The 16,644-nt window shown below is 32.9% G+C and carries 17 protein-coding genes; 9 read left to right on the top strand and 8 right to left on the bottom strand.

Going from position 1 to position 16,644, the window contains the following annotated elements; translation table 11 throughout:
- Positions 1–168: 168 nt before the first annotated feature.
- The 4 genes from AC5ZCW_RS06715 to AC5ZCW_RS06700 form a co-directional block, all read right to left on the bottom strand.
- A complete protein-coding gene (locus tag AC5ZCW_RS06715) occupies positions 169–1,527 on the bottom strand; it encodes a dihydrolipoamide acetyltransferase family protein (RefSeq protein WP_496118671.1) in 1,359 nt (452 codons plus the stop codon).
- 84 nt (positions 1,528–1,611) lie between these two features.
- Positions 1,612–2,775 (bottom strand): glycosyltransferase family 2 protein, encoded by a 1,164-nt coding sequence (locus tag AC5ZCW_RS06710; protein WP_496118669.1) that lies wholly within the window; start codon positions 2,773–2,775, stop codon positions 1,612–1,614.
- Between the two features lie 31 nt (positions 2,776–2,806).
- Positions 2,807–3,988 carry a BamA/TamA family outer membrane protein gene (locus tag AC5ZCW_RS06705; RefSeq protein WP_496118667.1) on the bottom strand — a complete coding sequence of 394 codons (1,182 nt, stop codon included), beginning with the start codon at positions 3,986–3,988 and terminating at the stop codon, positions 2,807–2,809.
- Positions 3,989–4,130: 142 nt separating this feature from the next.
- Positions 4,131–5,321 (bottom strand): DUF5009 domain-containing protein, encoded by a 1,191-nt coding sequence (locus AC5ZCW_RS06700; RefSeq protein ID WP_496118665.1) that lies wholly within the window; start codon positions 5,319–5,321, stop codon positions 4,131–4,133.
- 111 nt (positions 5,322–5,432) lie between these two features.
- On the opposite strand from AC5ZCW_RS06700, the gene AC5ZCW_RS06695 reads away from it, so the two are divergent.
- On the top strand, positions 5,433–6,170 hold the full coding sequence (locus AC5ZCW_RS06695) for a tyrosine-protein phosphatase (RefSeq protein ID WP_496118663.1): 738 nt from the start codon (positions 5,433–5,435) through the stop codon (positions 6,168–6,170).
- An 8-nt stretch (positions 6,171–6,178) separates the two neighbouring features.
- On the opposite strand, the gene AC5ZCW_RS06690 is transcribed toward AC5ZCW_RS06695, so the two are convergent.
- The gene (locus AC5ZCW_RS06690; protein ID WP_496118661.1) at positions 6,179–7,597 is read right to left on the bottom strand and encodes an undecaprenyl-phosphate glucose phosphotransferase; all 1,419 of its coding nucleotides are present in this window, start codon (positions 7,595–7,597) and stop codon (positions 6,179–6,181) included.
- 151 nt (positions 7,598–7,748) lie between these two features.
- Between AC5ZCW_RS06690 and AC5ZCW_RS06685 the strand changes: the two genes are divergently transcribed.
- The gene (locus AC5ZCW_RS06685) at positions 7,749–8,720 is read left to right on the top strand and encodes a T9SS C-terminal target domain-containing protein (protein ID WP_343541243.1); all 972 of its coding nucleotides are present in this window, start codon (positions 7,749–7,751) and stop codon (positions 8,718–8,720) included.
- Here the strand turns inward: AC5ZCW_RS06685 and AC5ZCW_RS06680 are convergent.
- Together AC5ZCW_RS06680 and AC5ZCW_RS06675 are read right to left on the bottom strand one after the other, a co-directional pair.
- A complete protein-coding gene (locus AC5ZCW_RS06680; RefSeq protein WP_496118659.1) occupies positions 8,704–9,393 on the bottom strand; it encodes a DUF4386 domain-containing protein in 690 nt (229 codons plus the stop codon). The genes AC5ZCW_RS06685 and AC5ZCW_RS06680 overlap by 17 nt on opposite strands.
- A gap of 20 nt (positions 9,394–9,413) precedes the next feature.
- Positions 9,414–9,845 carry a DUF6326 family protein gene (locus tag AC5ZCW_RS06675; protein ID WP_496118657.1) on the bottom strand — a complete coding sequence of 144 codons (432 nt, stop codon included), beginning with the start codon at positions 9,843–9,845 and terminating at the stop codon, positions 9,414–9,416.
- Between the two features lie 203 nt (positions 9,846–10,048).
- Here AC5ZCW_RS06675 and AC5ZCW_RS06670 point away from each other — a divergent pair, with 203 nt between their 5' ends.
- The 4 genes from AC5ZCW_RS06670 to AC5ZCW_RS06655 all read left to right on the top strand — a co-directional run bounded on the left by AC5ZCW_RS06670 (position 10,049) and on the right by AC5ZCW_RS06655 (position 13,735).
- Positions 10,049–11,911, top strand: a complete 1,863-nt coding sequence (locus AC5ZCW_RS06670) for an ABC-F family ATP-binding cassette domain-containing protein (RefSeq protein WP_343541239.1) — start codon at positions 10,049–10,051, stop codon at positions 11,909–11,911.
- A gap of 82 nt (positions 11,912–11,993) precedes the next feature.
- Positions 11,994–12,359: a four helix bundle protein gene (locus AC5ZCW_RS06665; protein WP_343541238.1), complete on the top strand. Its 366-nt coding sequence runs from the start codon at positions 11,994–11,996 to the stop codon at positions 12,357–12,359.
- Positions 12,360–12,450: 91 nt separating this feature from the next.
- Positions 12,451–12,927, top strand: coding sequence for an FKBP-type peptidyl-prolyl cis-trans isomerase (locus tag AC5ZCW_RS06660; RefSeq protein WP_343541237.1), 477 nt, complete (start codon positions 12,451–12,453; stop codon positions 12,925–12,927).
- Between the two features lie 28 nt (positions 12,928–12,955).
- A complete protein-coding gene (locus tag AC5ZCW_RS06655; protein ID WP_496118654.1) occupies positions 12,956–13,735 on the top strand; it encodes an O-methyltransferase in 780 nt (259 codons plus the stop codon).
- A gap of 56 nt (positions 13,736–13,791) precedes the next feature.
- Here AC5ZCW_RS06655 and AC5ZCW_RS06650 read toward each other — a convergent pair whose 3' ends face one another.
- Positions 13,792–14,451, bottom strand: coding sequence for a DUF6565 domain-containing protein (locus tag AC5ZCW_RS06650; protein WP_343541234.1), 660 nt, complete (start codon positions 14,449–14,451; stop codon positions 13,792–13,794).
- Positions 14,452–14,743: 292 nt separating this feature from the next.
- On the opposite strand from AC5ZCW_RS06650, the gene AC5ZCW_RS06645 reads away from it, so the two are divergent.
- From AC5ZCW_RS06645 to AC5ZCW_RS06635, 3 genes are all read left to right on the top strand, one after another.
- Complete coding sequence (locus tag AC5ZCW_RS06645; protein ID WP_343541233.1) at positions 14,744–15,436, top strand: ABC transporter ATP-binding protein; 693 nt, start codon at positions 14,744–14,746, stop codon at positions 15,434–15,436.
- A 114-nt stretch (positions 15,437–15,550) separates the two neighbouring features.
- On the top strand, positions 15,551–16,120 hold the full coding sequence (locus tag AC5ZCW_RS06640) for a cob(I)yrinic acid a,c-diamide adenosyltransferase (protein WP_281633631.1): 570 nt from the start codon (positions 15,551–15,553) through the stop codon (positions 16,118–16,120).
- 241 nt (positions 16,121–16,361) lie between these two features.
- Positions 16,362–16,583 carry a DUF2795 domain-containing protein gene (locus AC5ZCW_RS06635; RefSeq protein ID WP_007138072.1) on the top strand — a complete coding sequence of 74 codons (222 nt, stop codon included), beginning with the start codon at positions 16,362–16,364 and terminating at the stop codon, positions 16,581–16,583.
- Positions 16,584–16,644 lie beyond the last annotated feature (61 nt).

The raw sequence follows: 16,644 nt of genomic DNA, 5'->3' as shown, positions 1-16,644 counted from the left end.
CTTATTCTGATTTTTTTTGTCGAAAAATGCTTTCAATTATGCAATTTTAACTTTTAAAAAACAAGCCCTTAATAAGTCTGCGTATTACTGCTTAATTCTTTTCTTACAAAAAAAAAAATCCGACAAGTTTAAAACCAGTCGGATTTGAATTTATTTTTAAAATGAATTTTAGAAATCTCTATCTACATCAAAAGCCTCTAAATATTCTGCTACTCTTTTCACAAAACTTCCTCCTAAAGCTCCGTCAACAACTCTATGATCATAAGAGTGCGACAAGAACATTTTTTGACGAATTCCGATAAAATCACCTTCTGGAGTTTCAATAACCGCAGGCACTTTACGAATTGCTCCAAGAGCTAGAATACCAACTTGTGGCTGATTGATAATCGGCGTTCCGAAAACACTGCCAAAAGTACCAACGTTTGTAACGGTGTAAGTTCCACCTTGCGTATCGTCTGGCTTTAGTTTTCCAGCTTTTGCACGGTTTCCTAAATCGTTAACTGCTTTTGCCATTCCAACCAAATTCAACTGATCTGCATTTTTAATTACAGGAACAATTAAATTTCCATTTGGCAATGCTGCCGCCATTCCTAAATTGATATTTTTCTTTTTAATGATATAATCTCCATCAACAGAAATATTCATTCCTGGAAAATCTTTTAAAGCTTTTGCAACCGCTTCCATCATAATCGGAGTAAAAGTCAATTTCTCGCCTTCTCTTTTTTCGAAAGCTGTTTTTACTTTATCTCTCCATTTTACAATGTTCGTTACATCAACCTCAATAAATGATTGTACGTGAGCAGAAGTTTGAACCGAAGCCGTCATATAACCAGAAATCAGCTTACGCATTCTGTCCATTTCAACAATCTCATCAGCTCCGTTTACAGAAACCGGAACCGCTTGCTGACTTTTTTGAGCTACTGGCTCAACCGTTTTTGGCGCTTCAGCTTTTGGAGTTTCAATAGCCACTTTTTGAACCGTTTCAACTGCTTGAGGAACTTGAACAGCACCCGATTTACGAGCTTCTACATATTTTAGAATATCTTCTTTAGTCACACGTCCGTCTTTTCCAGAACCTGCAATATTTTCAAGTTCGTTTAAAGAAAGACCTTCTTCTTTTGCAATATTTTTTACTAATGGAGAAAAGAATTTATCTGATCCTGAAAAATCTTGAGAAGTTACCGTTTCTTTAACCGATTCGATTGTTTTTTCAATTTCAGCGACTTCTGCAGGAGCAGCAGTTTCTTGCACTGCATTTACAGCTTCTGGAGCTGCTGTTTCTCCGCCTTCAGTTTCAATAATGGCAATAGTCTGCCCTACTTGCACTAAATCATCTTTACCAAACAATTGCTCAACTAAAATTCCTGATACTTCACTAGGCACTTCGCTGTCAACTTTATCTGTTGCAATTTCGAGTACGGCTTCATCAGCCTCAATTTTGTCTCCAACCTCTTTCAACCAGTTTGTTATGGTTGCTTCAGCGACACTTTCTCCCATTTTAGGAAGCTTTAATTCAAATCTTGCCATATTGTTAATCTAAAAGATGTTTTTGATTTTCAGATTGCGAAATTAATGAAAATTTTAAACATAAATTACACTTAATATAATTTTTTACTCAATTTTCACGATTTGCCCTCTGTCATTCCTTGAATTACTTCCAATAATAAAACCTGTGTTTTTGGGAAAAATTTTAAAAGTAACCTGCTTATCTTTAAGAGTTTCTATGATTTCGATACATTTTTTGAATGAAATATAGTGATTATCCAAAATGATCTCTGCCTTTTTACCCTTTAAAATTAGGCACGAATTTACCATTTTTTCTCCTTTGAAATCTAAAAAAGCAACTTTATTTTCCAAAATCGAAGCCAGTTTTTTAGCGAAATTCTCATTTTCGGAGCATAAAAAATAACTTTCCGGCAATGGGTTTTCTTTTGGTTTTCCCTGAAACATTTTAGCTGTTGAAAACAAAAATGCACCTATTTTAATAAAGATACTAAAGAACTGCGATTTCTTAAAATGTTTCTGATAAAAGAAATTCATGGCTTCTTGAAAACGCATCATATATTTTTCGTCTTTTATTGTACTTTCTCCTTTATAATGCAAAACAGTAGTTTCATGAAAGTAGAGATTTGTTTTTCCCATTTGTAAAGCCCGATACGACAAATCAATATCATCTGCATACATAAAACAATTTTCGTCAAAACCATTTAAATCTTCATAGAGCTTTCTTTCTAAAAACATAAAAGCACCAACGAGAATATCTACTTTTCCTGTTTCGTTTTCGTTTAAATGCTGTGCGTAATATTGATTAAAAAGTCTGGTTTTGGGAAAGATTTTATACAATCCGAAGATTTTTGTGAAAGCCACCCATGGCGTTGGAATACCGCGTTTGCTTTCTGGAAGAAATTCTCCTATTCCATCAATTAATTTACAGCCAATAATTCCAAGATTATTTTGCCTTTCGGCGAAAGCCAAAATCTTTATGAAAGTATCTTCTGCAACGACAGTATCAGGATTTAAAATACAAACGTACTTTCCTTTCGCTTGATGAACACCAATATTATTCCCTTTTGGGAAACCAAAATTTTCTTTGTTTTCAATAAGTTTTACGTCGGGAAATTTTTCTTTCATCATCAAAACACTTTCGTCTGATGAATCATTATCGACTACAATAATTTCTGCATCGATTGATACAATTGCTTCCTGAACACTTAAAAGGCATTGTTCGAGAAAGTAACGCACATTGTAATTTAAAATAACAACCGATAATTGCATGAATAATTAAGTCTGTAGATTTTGGCCGAAGTTAGAAATTTTCTGATAACCCTAAGCGAAGCGACCAGTCGTTTTTACTGATTCCGTAATCTAGAGCCAAATTACTGCCGTTGCGTTTATTCCATTTAATGCGAATTCCGGTTCCAACTGCCGGATTCCATTTTTTAAATTCGTACGTATCAAGTTTAGAAACCGAAGAAACATTGGTAAAAAAAACAGCACCCAAAAAACCGTTACGGGTTATATCAGTTCTATACTCAGTTTCAAAATAAATTAAGGCATTACTTCGGTATCTGTTTTTGGTAAATCCTCGTCCCGTTTTTCCTTCACGATCCCAGCCAATACTTGGGAGATCCAAATAATGCGGTTTCCCTCCAAAAGTAGACCAAAAGAAAGCTCTTGATGCCCAAACCCGATGTTTGGTTTTACTAAAAGAATGGTATTTTCTAGCATCAAAATACAAAGATTGCCATTTGTCTCCTTCTACTCCGCTGGTATTGATTCGCAGATCTGCTTCGACGTACAGACCTTGCTCGGGATTGATAATATTTTCTCTAGAATCGTATAAACCCTGAATTGCAAATCCGAAAGAAGTCTCATCAGAATAATCGCCATTCATATATTTATAATAATCTGTTTCTCCTTCTATATAAGATTCTTCAGAAATATTTTTATAATTGTCAAAAAGAAAGCCAACTCCTAAACGATAATTACCGACAATCTGCCTTGTTATAAACTGATAAAAACGCCACTGCTGATAATCGAGCGTAGAGATTTCCTTTTTTGTATTATCTTCTCCCAAGCCATAGGTATCCTGAGGATAAATCATATACCGATAATCTCCCATAAGATTCCATTTATTGTCACTTGTATAGATATAAGACTGAATTGGAAATACAAATTGATTGCTGAAACTAAAATAAGGAGAAAAGGTAATCTGAGACATTTTGGTTTTTTCTGCATCTCCCAAGTAAAAAGTAGTCAGAAAAGAGACAACCAAACCATTACTAGAATTAACACCGACCGGAACAGGCAATAAAGAAAAAGCCAGTTTTCGTTTTCTATCTGGACGAATAGTATCCTGTTTATCAAAAATTTTATGAATGACGTCTAAGATATCCCGAGTTTCCACGGCAGTACTATCGTTTTGAGCCTGACAAAACGATCCTATTAAAAATAAAATCAAAATGTATTTAATTTTTAAATCATTCACTCACAATATTTTAAAAACCGTCTCTTACAAATTTAAAATTTTATTGAGAATATTAAGGTCGATTTTGAGGAAAGTTTTCAGTCGCGGCTTTCAGTCTCAGTTTACAAACTGAAAACTCTAAACTGAGACCGAGACTAAAACTCTAAAGATGCAGCTGAATTTTATATCTATTCAAAATCTTCATTACGAAAAGCATAATTATCGAAAACACTAGAGACCATAAAATTCCTGGAACGCCTTCTCTGAAATATCCTGGTATTATATGAAAGTTAAAAGCTTTACAGAAATAATAAATTACGCCTGGCAAAATATAAATTAATAACGGGTTTGCAGCTGCAGGCATGAAGAATTCGCTCCATCTCGTCTGTTTCTTAACTTCCATCAGCCAATACAGAAAATAGAAAAGGACGGTGCAAATTGCTGCCGAGAACATTGTCCAAGAAGGAGTCCCTTTGATTTTCGATATTCCAAAATACGGGCGAAGCAAGATTGCTGTTACTGTAAATAAAGCAATAAAGCCAATTACTGGCCAATTTATTTTTGAACTAATTTTTCGATCAAAAAATAATAATGAAATTATAATTCCAGCAGAAGTCAAAGAAACATGTGTAAGATGCCCTGCTATAAAGCTTAACCAAGAAGTGCTGTGAACAAAAGAGTTTTCGGTTAAATTAAGGGAATTCATTATTACCGAAAAAACTAAAAGTCCAATCATTGCCCATAAATTTCCTGAAACCAACCAATAATAAATTACTGTAAAAAGATACGCCCAACCTATTAATCCTAGAATTCCCCACCACTTTGGCGTCATTCCGCGATCTCCCGTATCTTGCACATAAATGAAATAAAGTGCGATGAGAACTAAAATTCCTCCATATTGAAGCACATTTTTTAACCAAGCAGGAAAATCTTTTGGGTATTTGTTCCAAATTGGAATTGGCATGCTATACGCCAAAAGTCCCCAAAATGCAGGCGTGATAATCATTTTTGCTGCATCATACCCATATTCGGCATTGACCATAAAAACACCAATTACAATAAGCGCAATCGCTCTTTTTAAAGTATGTGTCCAGATTGTTTTCGGACTATCGCCTTTTATAAGTCTGGCATTAAAAGCAAACGGAACAGACATTCCGACAATAAATAAAAAAGCAGGAAAAACTAAATCTACAAAAGTCATCGCATCGGCATCTGCGGGCATGTGTTTCATCCATTGTGGCACATTTTGAATACTTGCAAGTTCGTTTACAAAAATCATTACAAAAATGGTAATTCCACGCAAAGCATCAATAGAAATAATACGCTGATTAAACAGATTCTCTTTTATTTTCATAATTTTTTACTTTTTTACTAAAAATCAAATATAGTATAATTCTAAAATGTCTTGTTACAAATTCTCTACTAATTTTGCGCATTATAAAACTGATTTATACATTTTTGCCGCATGTTATCATTCCTCAAATCAAAACCCGTATTGAAAGAACTGCTTGATGGCAATTTTGTCGATATTCATTCTCATATTTTACCGGGAATTGATGACGGGGCAAAAAACATAACAAAATCAATTGAGTTGGTTTCCTCTTTGAAAGCGCTTGGAGTTTCCCAAATTATAACTTCTCCGCATATCAATCATCATGTTTGGAATAATTCAGCAGAGATTATTCAATCTAAACTTCAAGAAACCCAAAAGGCATTAGAGGAAAGTAAAATCAAAATACCTCTTCAGGCTGCTGCCGAATATTTTATAGACAGCTGGTTCGAAAATCATTTTAAAGAAGAAAAACTGCTGACTTTAAAAGACAATTATGTTTTAGTAGAAATGTCTTACTTAAATGCGCCGCTAAACATTTACAAAACCATTTTTGAGATACAAGTTGCGGGTTATATTCCTGTTTTGGCACATCCGGAACGATATGTTTTTTATCACAACAAGTTTTCGGAATATGAAAAATTAAAAAATGCAGGCTGTCTTTTTCAGCTAAATCTGCTTTCAACTGTAGAATATTATGGTTCGCAGATTGCTAAAATGGCCGATGCTCTTTTAGCGAAAGGAATGTATAATTTTTGCGGAACCGATGTTCATCATAAAAAACATATTACAGCTTTTGACGATAAAATTAAAACCAAAAACATTGTTCCTTTAAAAGAAGTTATTGCTAATAACCAGTTTTTTAAGCTCTAATAAAGCGCTTAGTAAGCGTTTTCTTCTCCTTTAAAAATATTGATAACAGTCTTTACAATAATCTTAATATCTAGCAGAAAACTCCAGTTCTCGATATACCAAATATCGTATTCTACTCTGTTTTCCATATCACTTAAGACTTTAGTTTCTCCTCTAAAACCATTTACCTGCGCCCAGCCTGTAATTCCAGGTTTAGCGTATTGGCGCACCAAATAATTATTAATAAGATCGCTGTACTCTTTTGCAAGATTTACCATGTGTGGTCTTGGTCCTACAACGGACATGTCTCCAAGAAATACATTAAAAAACTGTGGCAGTTCGTCTATACTTGTTTTACGGATAAAAGCACCAAATTTGGTTATTCGGCTATCTCCTTTTTCTGCTTGTTTATTATGCGCCAGACCATTTACATACATGCTTCTAAACTTTATACACATAAACGATCTATTGTCTCTTCCCGATCTTTCTTGCTTAAAAAAGATGGGACCTGGTGATTCGAGTTTGATAATAATCATGATAATCGGAAACAGCCAAGGAAAGATCAGTAGAATTACAAGACCCGAAAAACAAATATCAAAAGTCTTTTTCAAAAGTCTGTTGGATGCAAATTCTAACGGTTCTGGACGAAACATTAAGACTGGCGTATTTTCATAAAAAGCAACTTCTACTTTACTTGCTTTGGTATAAAGCTGAAAATCGGGAATGAATTTGATACGAATCATATTTTGCTCGCAAATTCTAGTCAGCTCATTAATAATTTCGATATTGTCAATATGCAATGCAACATATATCTCATCAATCTTTTTATCGATAACGAATTTTTCAACATCGTCAAATTTCCCAATAATTAAAGCCGGATCAACAATTTGATTATCATTTATTTCGTCAAAAAAACCTAAAAAACGGTAGCCAAACGTAAGATCTTTTGCAAGAACTTTACGAATTTTTTCACCAGATTTATTGGCACCTACGATTATAAAAGTCTTAAAATTATAGCCTTTCGCTCGAACATATTTTAAAAGCTTCATTGACAAATAACGAGAAATCATCAGCAATCCAAAAAATATCAGGTAAAAATAAACCAAGCGAAGTCTTGAAATATCAACGTATTTTAAGTAAACAACGAATATCGAGACCAAGGCGGCATGAATAGAAATCTTTTTGATTGTTCTCCACAATATCGATTCTATCGGCTCGACTCTCACGCTTCTATTAGAATCTTTTTGGAGTAATAAAGCAACCCATATTAAAATGGCTAAAAGCGAAACTGTTCTTTCATCTTTAGATAATAATTTATCTAAATTGCCAAACCTTGCCAAGGCCGAAAGAATAGTCGCAAGATTCAATAATACAATATCAACTACTACAAACAAAAGTTTATAATAACGTGAAATTCGGTAGTGTGATAATTTTTGTAAAATTTTCATTGCGGGGCGTAGTTTTATCCAAAAAAGAATAAAAAAGACTTTTACATTTAATGTGATGCAAAATAACATTTAAATTATATTTTTTAAATACTTATTTCGTTCTATTATTTAAAACTTTACTTTTATCTTATGCAGACTTAACATTGCACTTATGCTAAAAATTGTATTTTTCTTTCTAACCATCACCGCTTCGATTTATGCCCAAAACCCTGGCTGTACAGATCCGCAAGCAGAAAATTACAATTCGAAATTTAGACAGAATGATGGAAACTGCCTCTATAAGAACTTAAAAATAAAACCTGAATACTCTATTCGTTTAAGCGATTCAATTAAAGAAACTTCTGGACTGATTGCGTTTGAAAACCTTCTTTGGACTCACAATGACGATCATGACACAACGCTTTACGGATTAGATTCTCTCGGAAAAATTAAAAAGAAAATTATTCTCCCAGCAGTTATCAATCATGATTGGGAAGAAATATCGCAAGATGATACTCATATTTATGTTGGAGATTTTGGAAATAATTATGCCGGAAATCGATCGGATTTAAAAATCCTTAAAATCGAAAAAAAATCTTTTCTAGAGACTAATCCAAAAATTGAAACCATTACCTTTTCTTATTCCGACCAAACCAATTTTACTGCTTCAAAACCTAATAAAACTAATTTTGACTGCGAAGCTTTTATTGTTTCTAAAGACAGTATTTATTTGTTTACCAAACAATGGAAATCATCTAAAACCAATATCTACGTTTTATCTAAGCAAGAAGGAACGCAAATTGCAAAACTCAAAGCCACACTCGACACCAAAGGTTTGGTCACTGGCGCTACTTATTTAGAAGATAAAAAATTAATTACTTTGTGTGGCTATACCAAAGTAGGAAAACCGTTTTTGTATCTGCTTTACGATTTTAAAAATCACGATTTTATGTCTGGAAATAAAAGACGAATCGATATAAAACTTCCTTTTCATCAAATAGAAGGAATTGCAACAAAAGACGGACTTCATTATTTTATAACAAATGAATCTCTAGTTCGAAAACCAATTTTAAACAATCCGCAGCAAATTCATTATTTTGATTTGGGTTCAATTTTAAGTCAATATATCAAGATGCAGAAATAGTTTTATTTTTTGCCCCCATTATTAAAAGCCATAAACACGTCCCGATTTCTCCAAGACTTGCAGGAAGTCGGACATAAGATGATATTCCGAGTTCAGAATAATTAGGAAACAATGTATTGGCAAAGAAATTTATCAAATAGCCCAGACAGCCAAGCATTAATAATATTCCGAAAAATTTGGGAATTATTCCAGATTTAAGAATTAAATATCCGAGCGGAAACAGCCAAAGTCCCCAAAATATCTGAACAATTAGATTTCCGTAATCATATTGATTTAGATAAAACATAACCTGTTCTGCATCTTTCTGATGAGAACTGATAATAGAAAGCACTGCAAATTTATTCTGCATGTTTATAAATGAAATCGGTACGCTTACAATTGCCAAAACAACCATATATATTGCATATGTTTCATTAACTGGTTTTAATAGTTTATACAAAACCAAAGGCAGAAATAGAAAAAAAGTGTAGCAAATTAAACTGCTTACAATACCTACCCTAAAAAGAAATTCAAAATTTACTATATTACTAAAAGTTATGTCAGCGTGATTCCAAACTATTAATCGTGATGGAACATACGCCAGACTAAAAATCCCAGTTAGCACCACTACTAAATATAATAAACCGGCAATTCGCCCAGTATTTCTAAACGACAGATTTGATTCTTGATTCATGCTTTTATCTTTTTAAAAATTTAAAACTGTTTTGGCCATTTCAATGCAGTCCAAAATATTATTGATGTTAGAACACTTTCTACTAATGCGAAAAAAACGTAAAAACTCCACCAAGGCGCAATTGTCGTAAAAGCGATTAAAAGCATTATTAACGTATAAATAATTCCAAAAATCATATTAAGAAGACGGTTAAAATTTGGTTTTAAAACAACCGACACAACAACCATTAATGCTGGAATTGCCATTAAAATTGCCGCAAGAAATAATTTCACTGGAGAATCAAGAAGTGTATCTCCGCTTATGAAATCCTCAACTTTTTTAGGAACATAAAGAGAAAAATAATCCCCATATACATAACAAAACATTACAGAAGTCCACAATGCCGCAAGCTTGATTTTGGTATTGATTTTAAAATCTTCGAAAACACTGGTATTAATTTGTTTCTCGCTCATGTTTAAGGAATTAAATTTTTAAATATGACGATTGTAGTTTTAAAATGTTACAATCCATTTTTAGAATCAAGTTCCTTTACAATTTTATAAAAGCATAGAAACCCGTTTTAAAACCCGTTTTTTTTCTCTAGTTCAAAAACCTATCTTTGCGCATTATTAGAATTTTAATTAATAAAGACTGATATTTCAGTTAAAAAATCTTCATGAATTACTTATCTGTAGAAAATATATCGAAGTCATTTGGCGAAAGAGTCCTTTTTGACAACATTTCTTTTGGAATTAACAAAGATCAAAAAATCGCTTTTATCGCAAAAAATGGTTCTGGAAAAACCACCATAATGAGCATTATTAACGGATTGGAAGAACCAGATACTGGACAAGTTGTTTTACGAAAAGGAATCAGAATGGCATTTCTTTCTCAAGACAATAATCTTCAAGACGAACTTACAATTGAAGAAAGTATTTTCGCATCAGACAATGAAACTCTTAAAGTGATTGAGGCTTATGAAAAAGCTTTAGAAAATCCTTCTGACGAAGAAGCATATCAAAAAGCCTTCGACGCAATGGATCAACATAATGCATGGGATTTTGAAACGCAATACAAGCAGATTCTATTCAAATTAAAACTGGAAGATTTTAAACTAAAAGTAAAAAATCTTTCTGGTGGACAGAAAAAACGTCTTTCTTTGGCTATAATCCTAATCAACCGTCCAGATTTATTGATTCTAGATGAGCCTACCAACCACTTAGATCTTGAAATGATCGAATGGCTGGAAAGTTATTTTGCCAAAGAAAACATTACGCTATTTATGGTAACGCACGACCGTTTCTTTTTGGAACGTGTCTGTAACGAAATTATCGAATTAGACAACGGAAAACTATACCAATACAAAGGAAATTATTCTTACTATCTACAGAAAAAAGAAGAAAGAATTACATCTGAAAATGCTAGTATTGACAAAGCTAAAAACTTATTTGTAAAAGAGTTAGAATGGATGCGTCGCCAGCCAAAAGCGAGAACGACTAAATCGAAATCGCGTCAGGATGACTTTTACATTATTAAAGAAAAAGCACAAAGTCGACGAAAAGAAAACAAAGTTGAGCTTGAAATTAACATGGAAAGAATGGGAAGCAAAATTATAGAGCTTCACAAACTATCTAAAAAATTCAAAGACCGTGTTATTCTAGATAACTTTAGTTTTGATTTTCAGCGTGGCGAAAGAATTGGAATTATTGGGAAAAACGGAACTGGAAAATCGACTTTCTTAAATCTGCTTACAGGAACAATTCCACCAGACAGCGGGCGTGTTGTGAAAGGAGATACCATTAAAATTGGATATTATACACAGTCTGGAATTAATCCAAAACCTGGGCAACGTGTTATTGATATTATAAAAGAATACGGAGAATATATTCCACTTACTAAAGGAAAAATTATTTCGGCTTCGCAACTATTGGAACGTTTTCTTTTTGATGCAAAAAAACAATACGATTATGTTGAGAAATTGAGCGGTGGAGAATTAAAACGTTTGTATTTATGTACGGTTTTAATTCAGAATCCGAACTTCCTGATTCTAGATGAGCCAACAAACGATTTGGATATCGTAACGCTTAACGTTCTAGAAAGTTTCCTTTTAGATTATCCGGGATGTTTATTGGTTGTTTCGCACGACCGTTACTTTATGGATAAAATCGTTGATCACTTATTTGTCTTTAGAGGACAAGGAGAAATCGAGAATTTCCCAGGAAACTACTCTGATTTCCGCGCTTATGAAGATAGTGCCGACGTCGCCCAAAAAGAAGAAAACAAAGCTGAAAAGAAAGATTGGAAGCAAAATAATCCAACTGGAAATTTAAGCTTCAATGAGCAAAAAGAATATCAGAAAATCGAACGAGAAATTAAAGATTTAGAAATCGAAAAGGCTAAAATCGAAAAATTATTCTCTGATGGAAAAGTCGCCGATGCTGATATTGAGAAAAAAGCCAATGAACTTCAAAATATCATAAACAAAATAGACGCAAAAGAAGAACGCTGGTTTGAACTTTCTGCTAAACTTGAAGGGTAATTTTTAGTTTTAAGTGGCAGTTTTCAGTTTTCAGTTTTAAAAAATGAGAGAAAAATCTTAGTTTAGCAAAAAAAACTAAATTATGGATTTTAAAGAGTTATTAGCTTATAAGAAGTCATTTGAGCTTGCAATGGAAATTTTTGAATTGTCAAAAACGTTTCCCAAAGAAGAGCAATTTTCTTTAACAGATCAAATACGTCGATCATCGAGAAGTGTTAGCGCTAATATTGCTGAATCTTATAGAAAAAGAAGATACATAAATCATTTCATAAGTAAATTAACCGATAGTGATGCTGAAAACTCAGAAACAAATACATGGCTTGAATTTTCATTAGAATGCCAATATATTACAAAAGATACGTATGAAAAACTAAATATTAAAAGTCTTGAAATAGGAAGATTGATAAATTATATGATCAATAATCCAAATAAGTTTGGTTGTGGATAAAAATTAAGAGAGGTACAACTGAAAACTGAGACCGAGACTGAGACTAAAAATTAATTCTTTATATTTACGACATTAAAAAAACAAATACCATATGAAAAAATTATTAACGGCATTTTCAATCCTTACGTTTTTTATTTCTTGTACTAGTGATTCAGGACTTGAGAGAATTCCTGAAAAGATCGATTATAGTGCTGAAAACGAAAAAGAAATTACTGAGTATTTAGCGAAAAATAATTTAACAGCTCAAAAGACAAACACAGGTCTGCACTATATTATCAAAGAAGCAGGAACAGGTAAACAGCCAACTCTACAATCAAACGTAACGGTGACCTACAAAGGTACTCTAACGAATGGAACTGTTTTTGATCAGACTACTACCGATGCAGGAGTAACATTTCCGTTAAACAAACTAATATTAGGATGGCAGGAAGGCTTACCACTTTTAAAAGAAGGAGGAAGCGCCTCTTTGTTTATTCCGGCACACTTAGGTTACGGCAGTAATAAGGTTCAAAACATTCCTGCTGGCTCTGTTTTAATTTTTGAAATAAAACTTATTTCTGTAAATTAATCAATCTGAAGAACAAAACATTCTAAGAGTGCTGTTTCAAATACAATCTTACCTAAAATTTTTATGGAATTCTAAAAACGAACACGCGGTTCATTCGCCGTTCGTTTTTAGTTTACTGACAAAATGTTTCTACGATAAGAAAGCAAAGCCTGAATATACTATTCTAAAGAACTATAGGAAATCGCTTTTAGGAAATAAAAATTTCATCGAAGTAACTGATTTCGGCGTTGGATCAAAAGTCTTTAAATCCAACCGAAGACAGATTTCTAAAATCGCGCAAACAGCAGGAATTTCTCCAAAACGGGCAGAATTATTATTTAGAGTTACCAATTATTTTCAGCCTTCAACTATTCTCGAAATAGGAACATCTTTAGGTTTAGCAACTTCTGCGTTGGCTTTAGGAAATCCGAAAGCAAAAGTAGTTACAATTGAGGGCTGTCCAAACACGGCAAATGTTGCCCAAAATCAATTGGCAGAATTTGATTGCAATAATGTAGAAAATGTAATTTCTGAGTTTGAATCTTTTTTAGTTTCAGAGAACATTCAAACAACAAATTACAATCTGATATATTTTGACGGAAATCATTCTAAAAAAGCAACTTTAGCTTATTTTGATCTTTTACTGCCAACTATCGACAATGATTCTGTTTGGATTTTCGACGATATTCATTGGTCTCCTGAAATGGAAGAAGCGTGGGAGATTATAAAAAACCACCCAAAAGTAAAAGTCACAATTGATACTTTTCAATGGGGATTTGTATTCTTTAGAAGAGAACAGCCAAAAGAGCATTTTATAATTAGAGCATAAAAAAAGACGATCATTTCTGATCGTCTTTTTTATTTCTAATTCAAAATATTAAAATCTTATTTTTTTGCATCTTTGTTTTCTTCAGATTTAGCTCCCATTCTGTTTACAGTATACATTGGTGCAAATTTGATTTTCAAACCAGCAATTTTTCTGTTATCCTCAGCAGTAAGACCCTCTTTTTCAACTGTATTTTTACGGCTGTCAAGAGCTTCATACATTAATTTGATTTCATCCCAGTCTTCTCTAGAATATTTGTCTTTATTGTTTTCTACAGTATGAACAAACTGCTGATAAACGCTATGAATATTTTGGGCATTAACCCAGCTAAAACTCATATCATCACCAATTTTTCCTGCACCAAACAAAGCATCTCTTAATTGTTGTTTCGGACTAGGAGCTGGAGGGGCAAATTGGGCGGTCATTTCATCTTTAAATTCCTCGTACTTAATTTTACTTGCATTTACTTTTTCGGTCGCGGCGGCATTGTCTTTAATATCGGCCAAAGCAGCTTGTGCTTCCTGAGATCTTCTATCATATTCTGCTTCTACACTTTTCCAATTCTCTTTTAAGTCAGCAGCTGCCACATTTTTAACAGAGTCAACATAGATTACATAGTTCTCTACTGTTTTTTGAGCTTTTTCTTGTTTTTCATCTTTACACGATGTTAACCCTAATACTAATAATGCAATTCCTGTAGCTATTTTGATATTTTTCATAATCTTGATTATTTAATTAATTGATTAATCAAATTTACCAAACGCTTTTCTTAATAAATTACATTATTATCATGTTTTCAAAATTAAAAACATCTTAAAACTATAAAATATTCAAAATAATGACAATTTTGCAAAATATCTTAAAAAAGATATAACATTTTCTTTTAAAAAAAATATATTTTAAAAAGGTCTGCTATATGAATGAGCTTTTGTAACAAAAACCAATTCTATACTACTTATCCTTTTTATTGAAAAGTGTTTTGTACTTTTAAATCCAAAATTGTAAAACGAAATGGCTGAACCATTAATTAAAATAACCGACATTAAACGAAATTTTACTTTAGGAAATGAAATTGTTTATGTTTTAAAAGGAATAGATTTAGAAATTCAAAAAGGAGAATACGTTGCTTTAATGGGACCTTCAGGATCAGGAAAATCCACCTTAATGAATTTATTGGGCTGTTTAGATACACCAACTTCTGGCCGTTATATTTTAAATGGAAAAGATGTCAGCAAAATGAAAGATGATGAATTGGCCGAAATCAGAAACAAAGAAATTGGTTTCGTTTTTCAGACCTTCAATCTTTTGCCAAGAACAACTGCGTTAGACAATGTTGCACTTCCTATGATTTATGCTGGTTACGGAAAATCTGAAAGAATAACCCGCGCAACCGAAGTTTTAAAACAGGTTAATCTAGCAGACAGAATGGATCATCAGCCGAATCAGCTTTCTGGAGGACAGCGCCAGCGTGTTGCCGTAGCAAGAGCTTTGGTCAATAAACCTTCAATCATTCTAGCCGATGAGCCAACAGGAAACTTAGACAGTAAGACTTCTGTAGAAATAATGAAACTTTTTGGAGATATTCATGCACAAGGAAATACGGTAATTCTTGTAACTCACGAAGAAGATATCGCAGCTTACGCGCATAGAATTATCCGTTTACGAGACGGTTTAATTGAAAGCGACACGAGAAAAACTGTTTAGCCGTTTATTTGATTAATTGTTTAATCGGAAAAGGAAAAACTAGATTTTAGATTAATTCAAAAGGAGAGAAACCTTAGAATCTTAGCACCTCAGAACCTTAGCATCTTAAAAAAAATGAAAGTATATACCAAAACAGGCGATAAAGGCACAACGGCACTTTTTGGAGGAACCCGAGTACCAAAAGACCATATTAGAATTGACAGTTATGGAACTGTTGACGAACTGAATTCTTATATCGGATTAATCCGTGATCAGGAAATGGATTCGCATTATAAAACGATTTTAATCGAAATTCAGGATCGTCTTTTTACAGTTGGTGCCATTTTGGCAACTCCACAGGAAAAAGAGGTTTTAAAAAATGGAAAACTTCGCTTAGAAAATCTAGGCATAATCGATTCGGATATTGAATTACTCGAAAACGAAATTGATAAAATGGACGAAAGTCTACCGCCAATGACACATTTTGTTTTACCTGGTGGCCACCCAACCGTGTCACATTGTCATATAGCGCGCTGTATTTGCCGTCGAGCAGAGCGTTTATCAGTCCATTTAAGTCATAATGAACACGTTCCAGAAATAGCAATCACATACTTAAACCGACTTTCTGACTACCTTTTTGTCTTGGCACGAAAGTTGTCCTCAGACTTAAAAGCAGATGAAGTGAAATGGATCCCAAGAAAGTAAAAAACTTTCTTAAAATTTCAATATTTTAAAATCCCAAATTCCAAGAAAAATTAAAAATTCTTTGAATTTAAATTTTACATAAAAGCTTTAAAACAGGAGGATTTAAGCTCCTTTTTTGGAATTTGAAATTTAAAAATTGGGATTTAAAAAGAGACGTTCTTAAATTTTATTAAAATAAATCAAAATTTACTTGTCTTTTTCAGTAAAAAATTTATTTTTGCACAAACTAAACAGATAACAGATGTATTGGACATTAGAATTAGCATCTTATTTAAGTGATGCGCCATGGCCTGCTAACAAAGATGAACTTATTGACTACGCCATTAGAGCAGGTGCTCCATTAGAGGTAGTAGAAAACCTTCAATCAATCGAAGATGAAGGCGAGATATATGAATCAATGGAAGAAATTTGGCCTGATTATCCAACAGACGAAGATTATCTTTGGAATGAGGATGAATATTAAAAAATAAACCAAAGAAAAAAGTCTCATCATAGAGACTTTTTTTTTGGTTCAAATACATATT

Source organism: Flavobacterium sp. PLA-DH12 (assembly GCF_059511845.1).
This window is presented reverse-complemented; position numbering and strand designations above follow the sequence as displayed.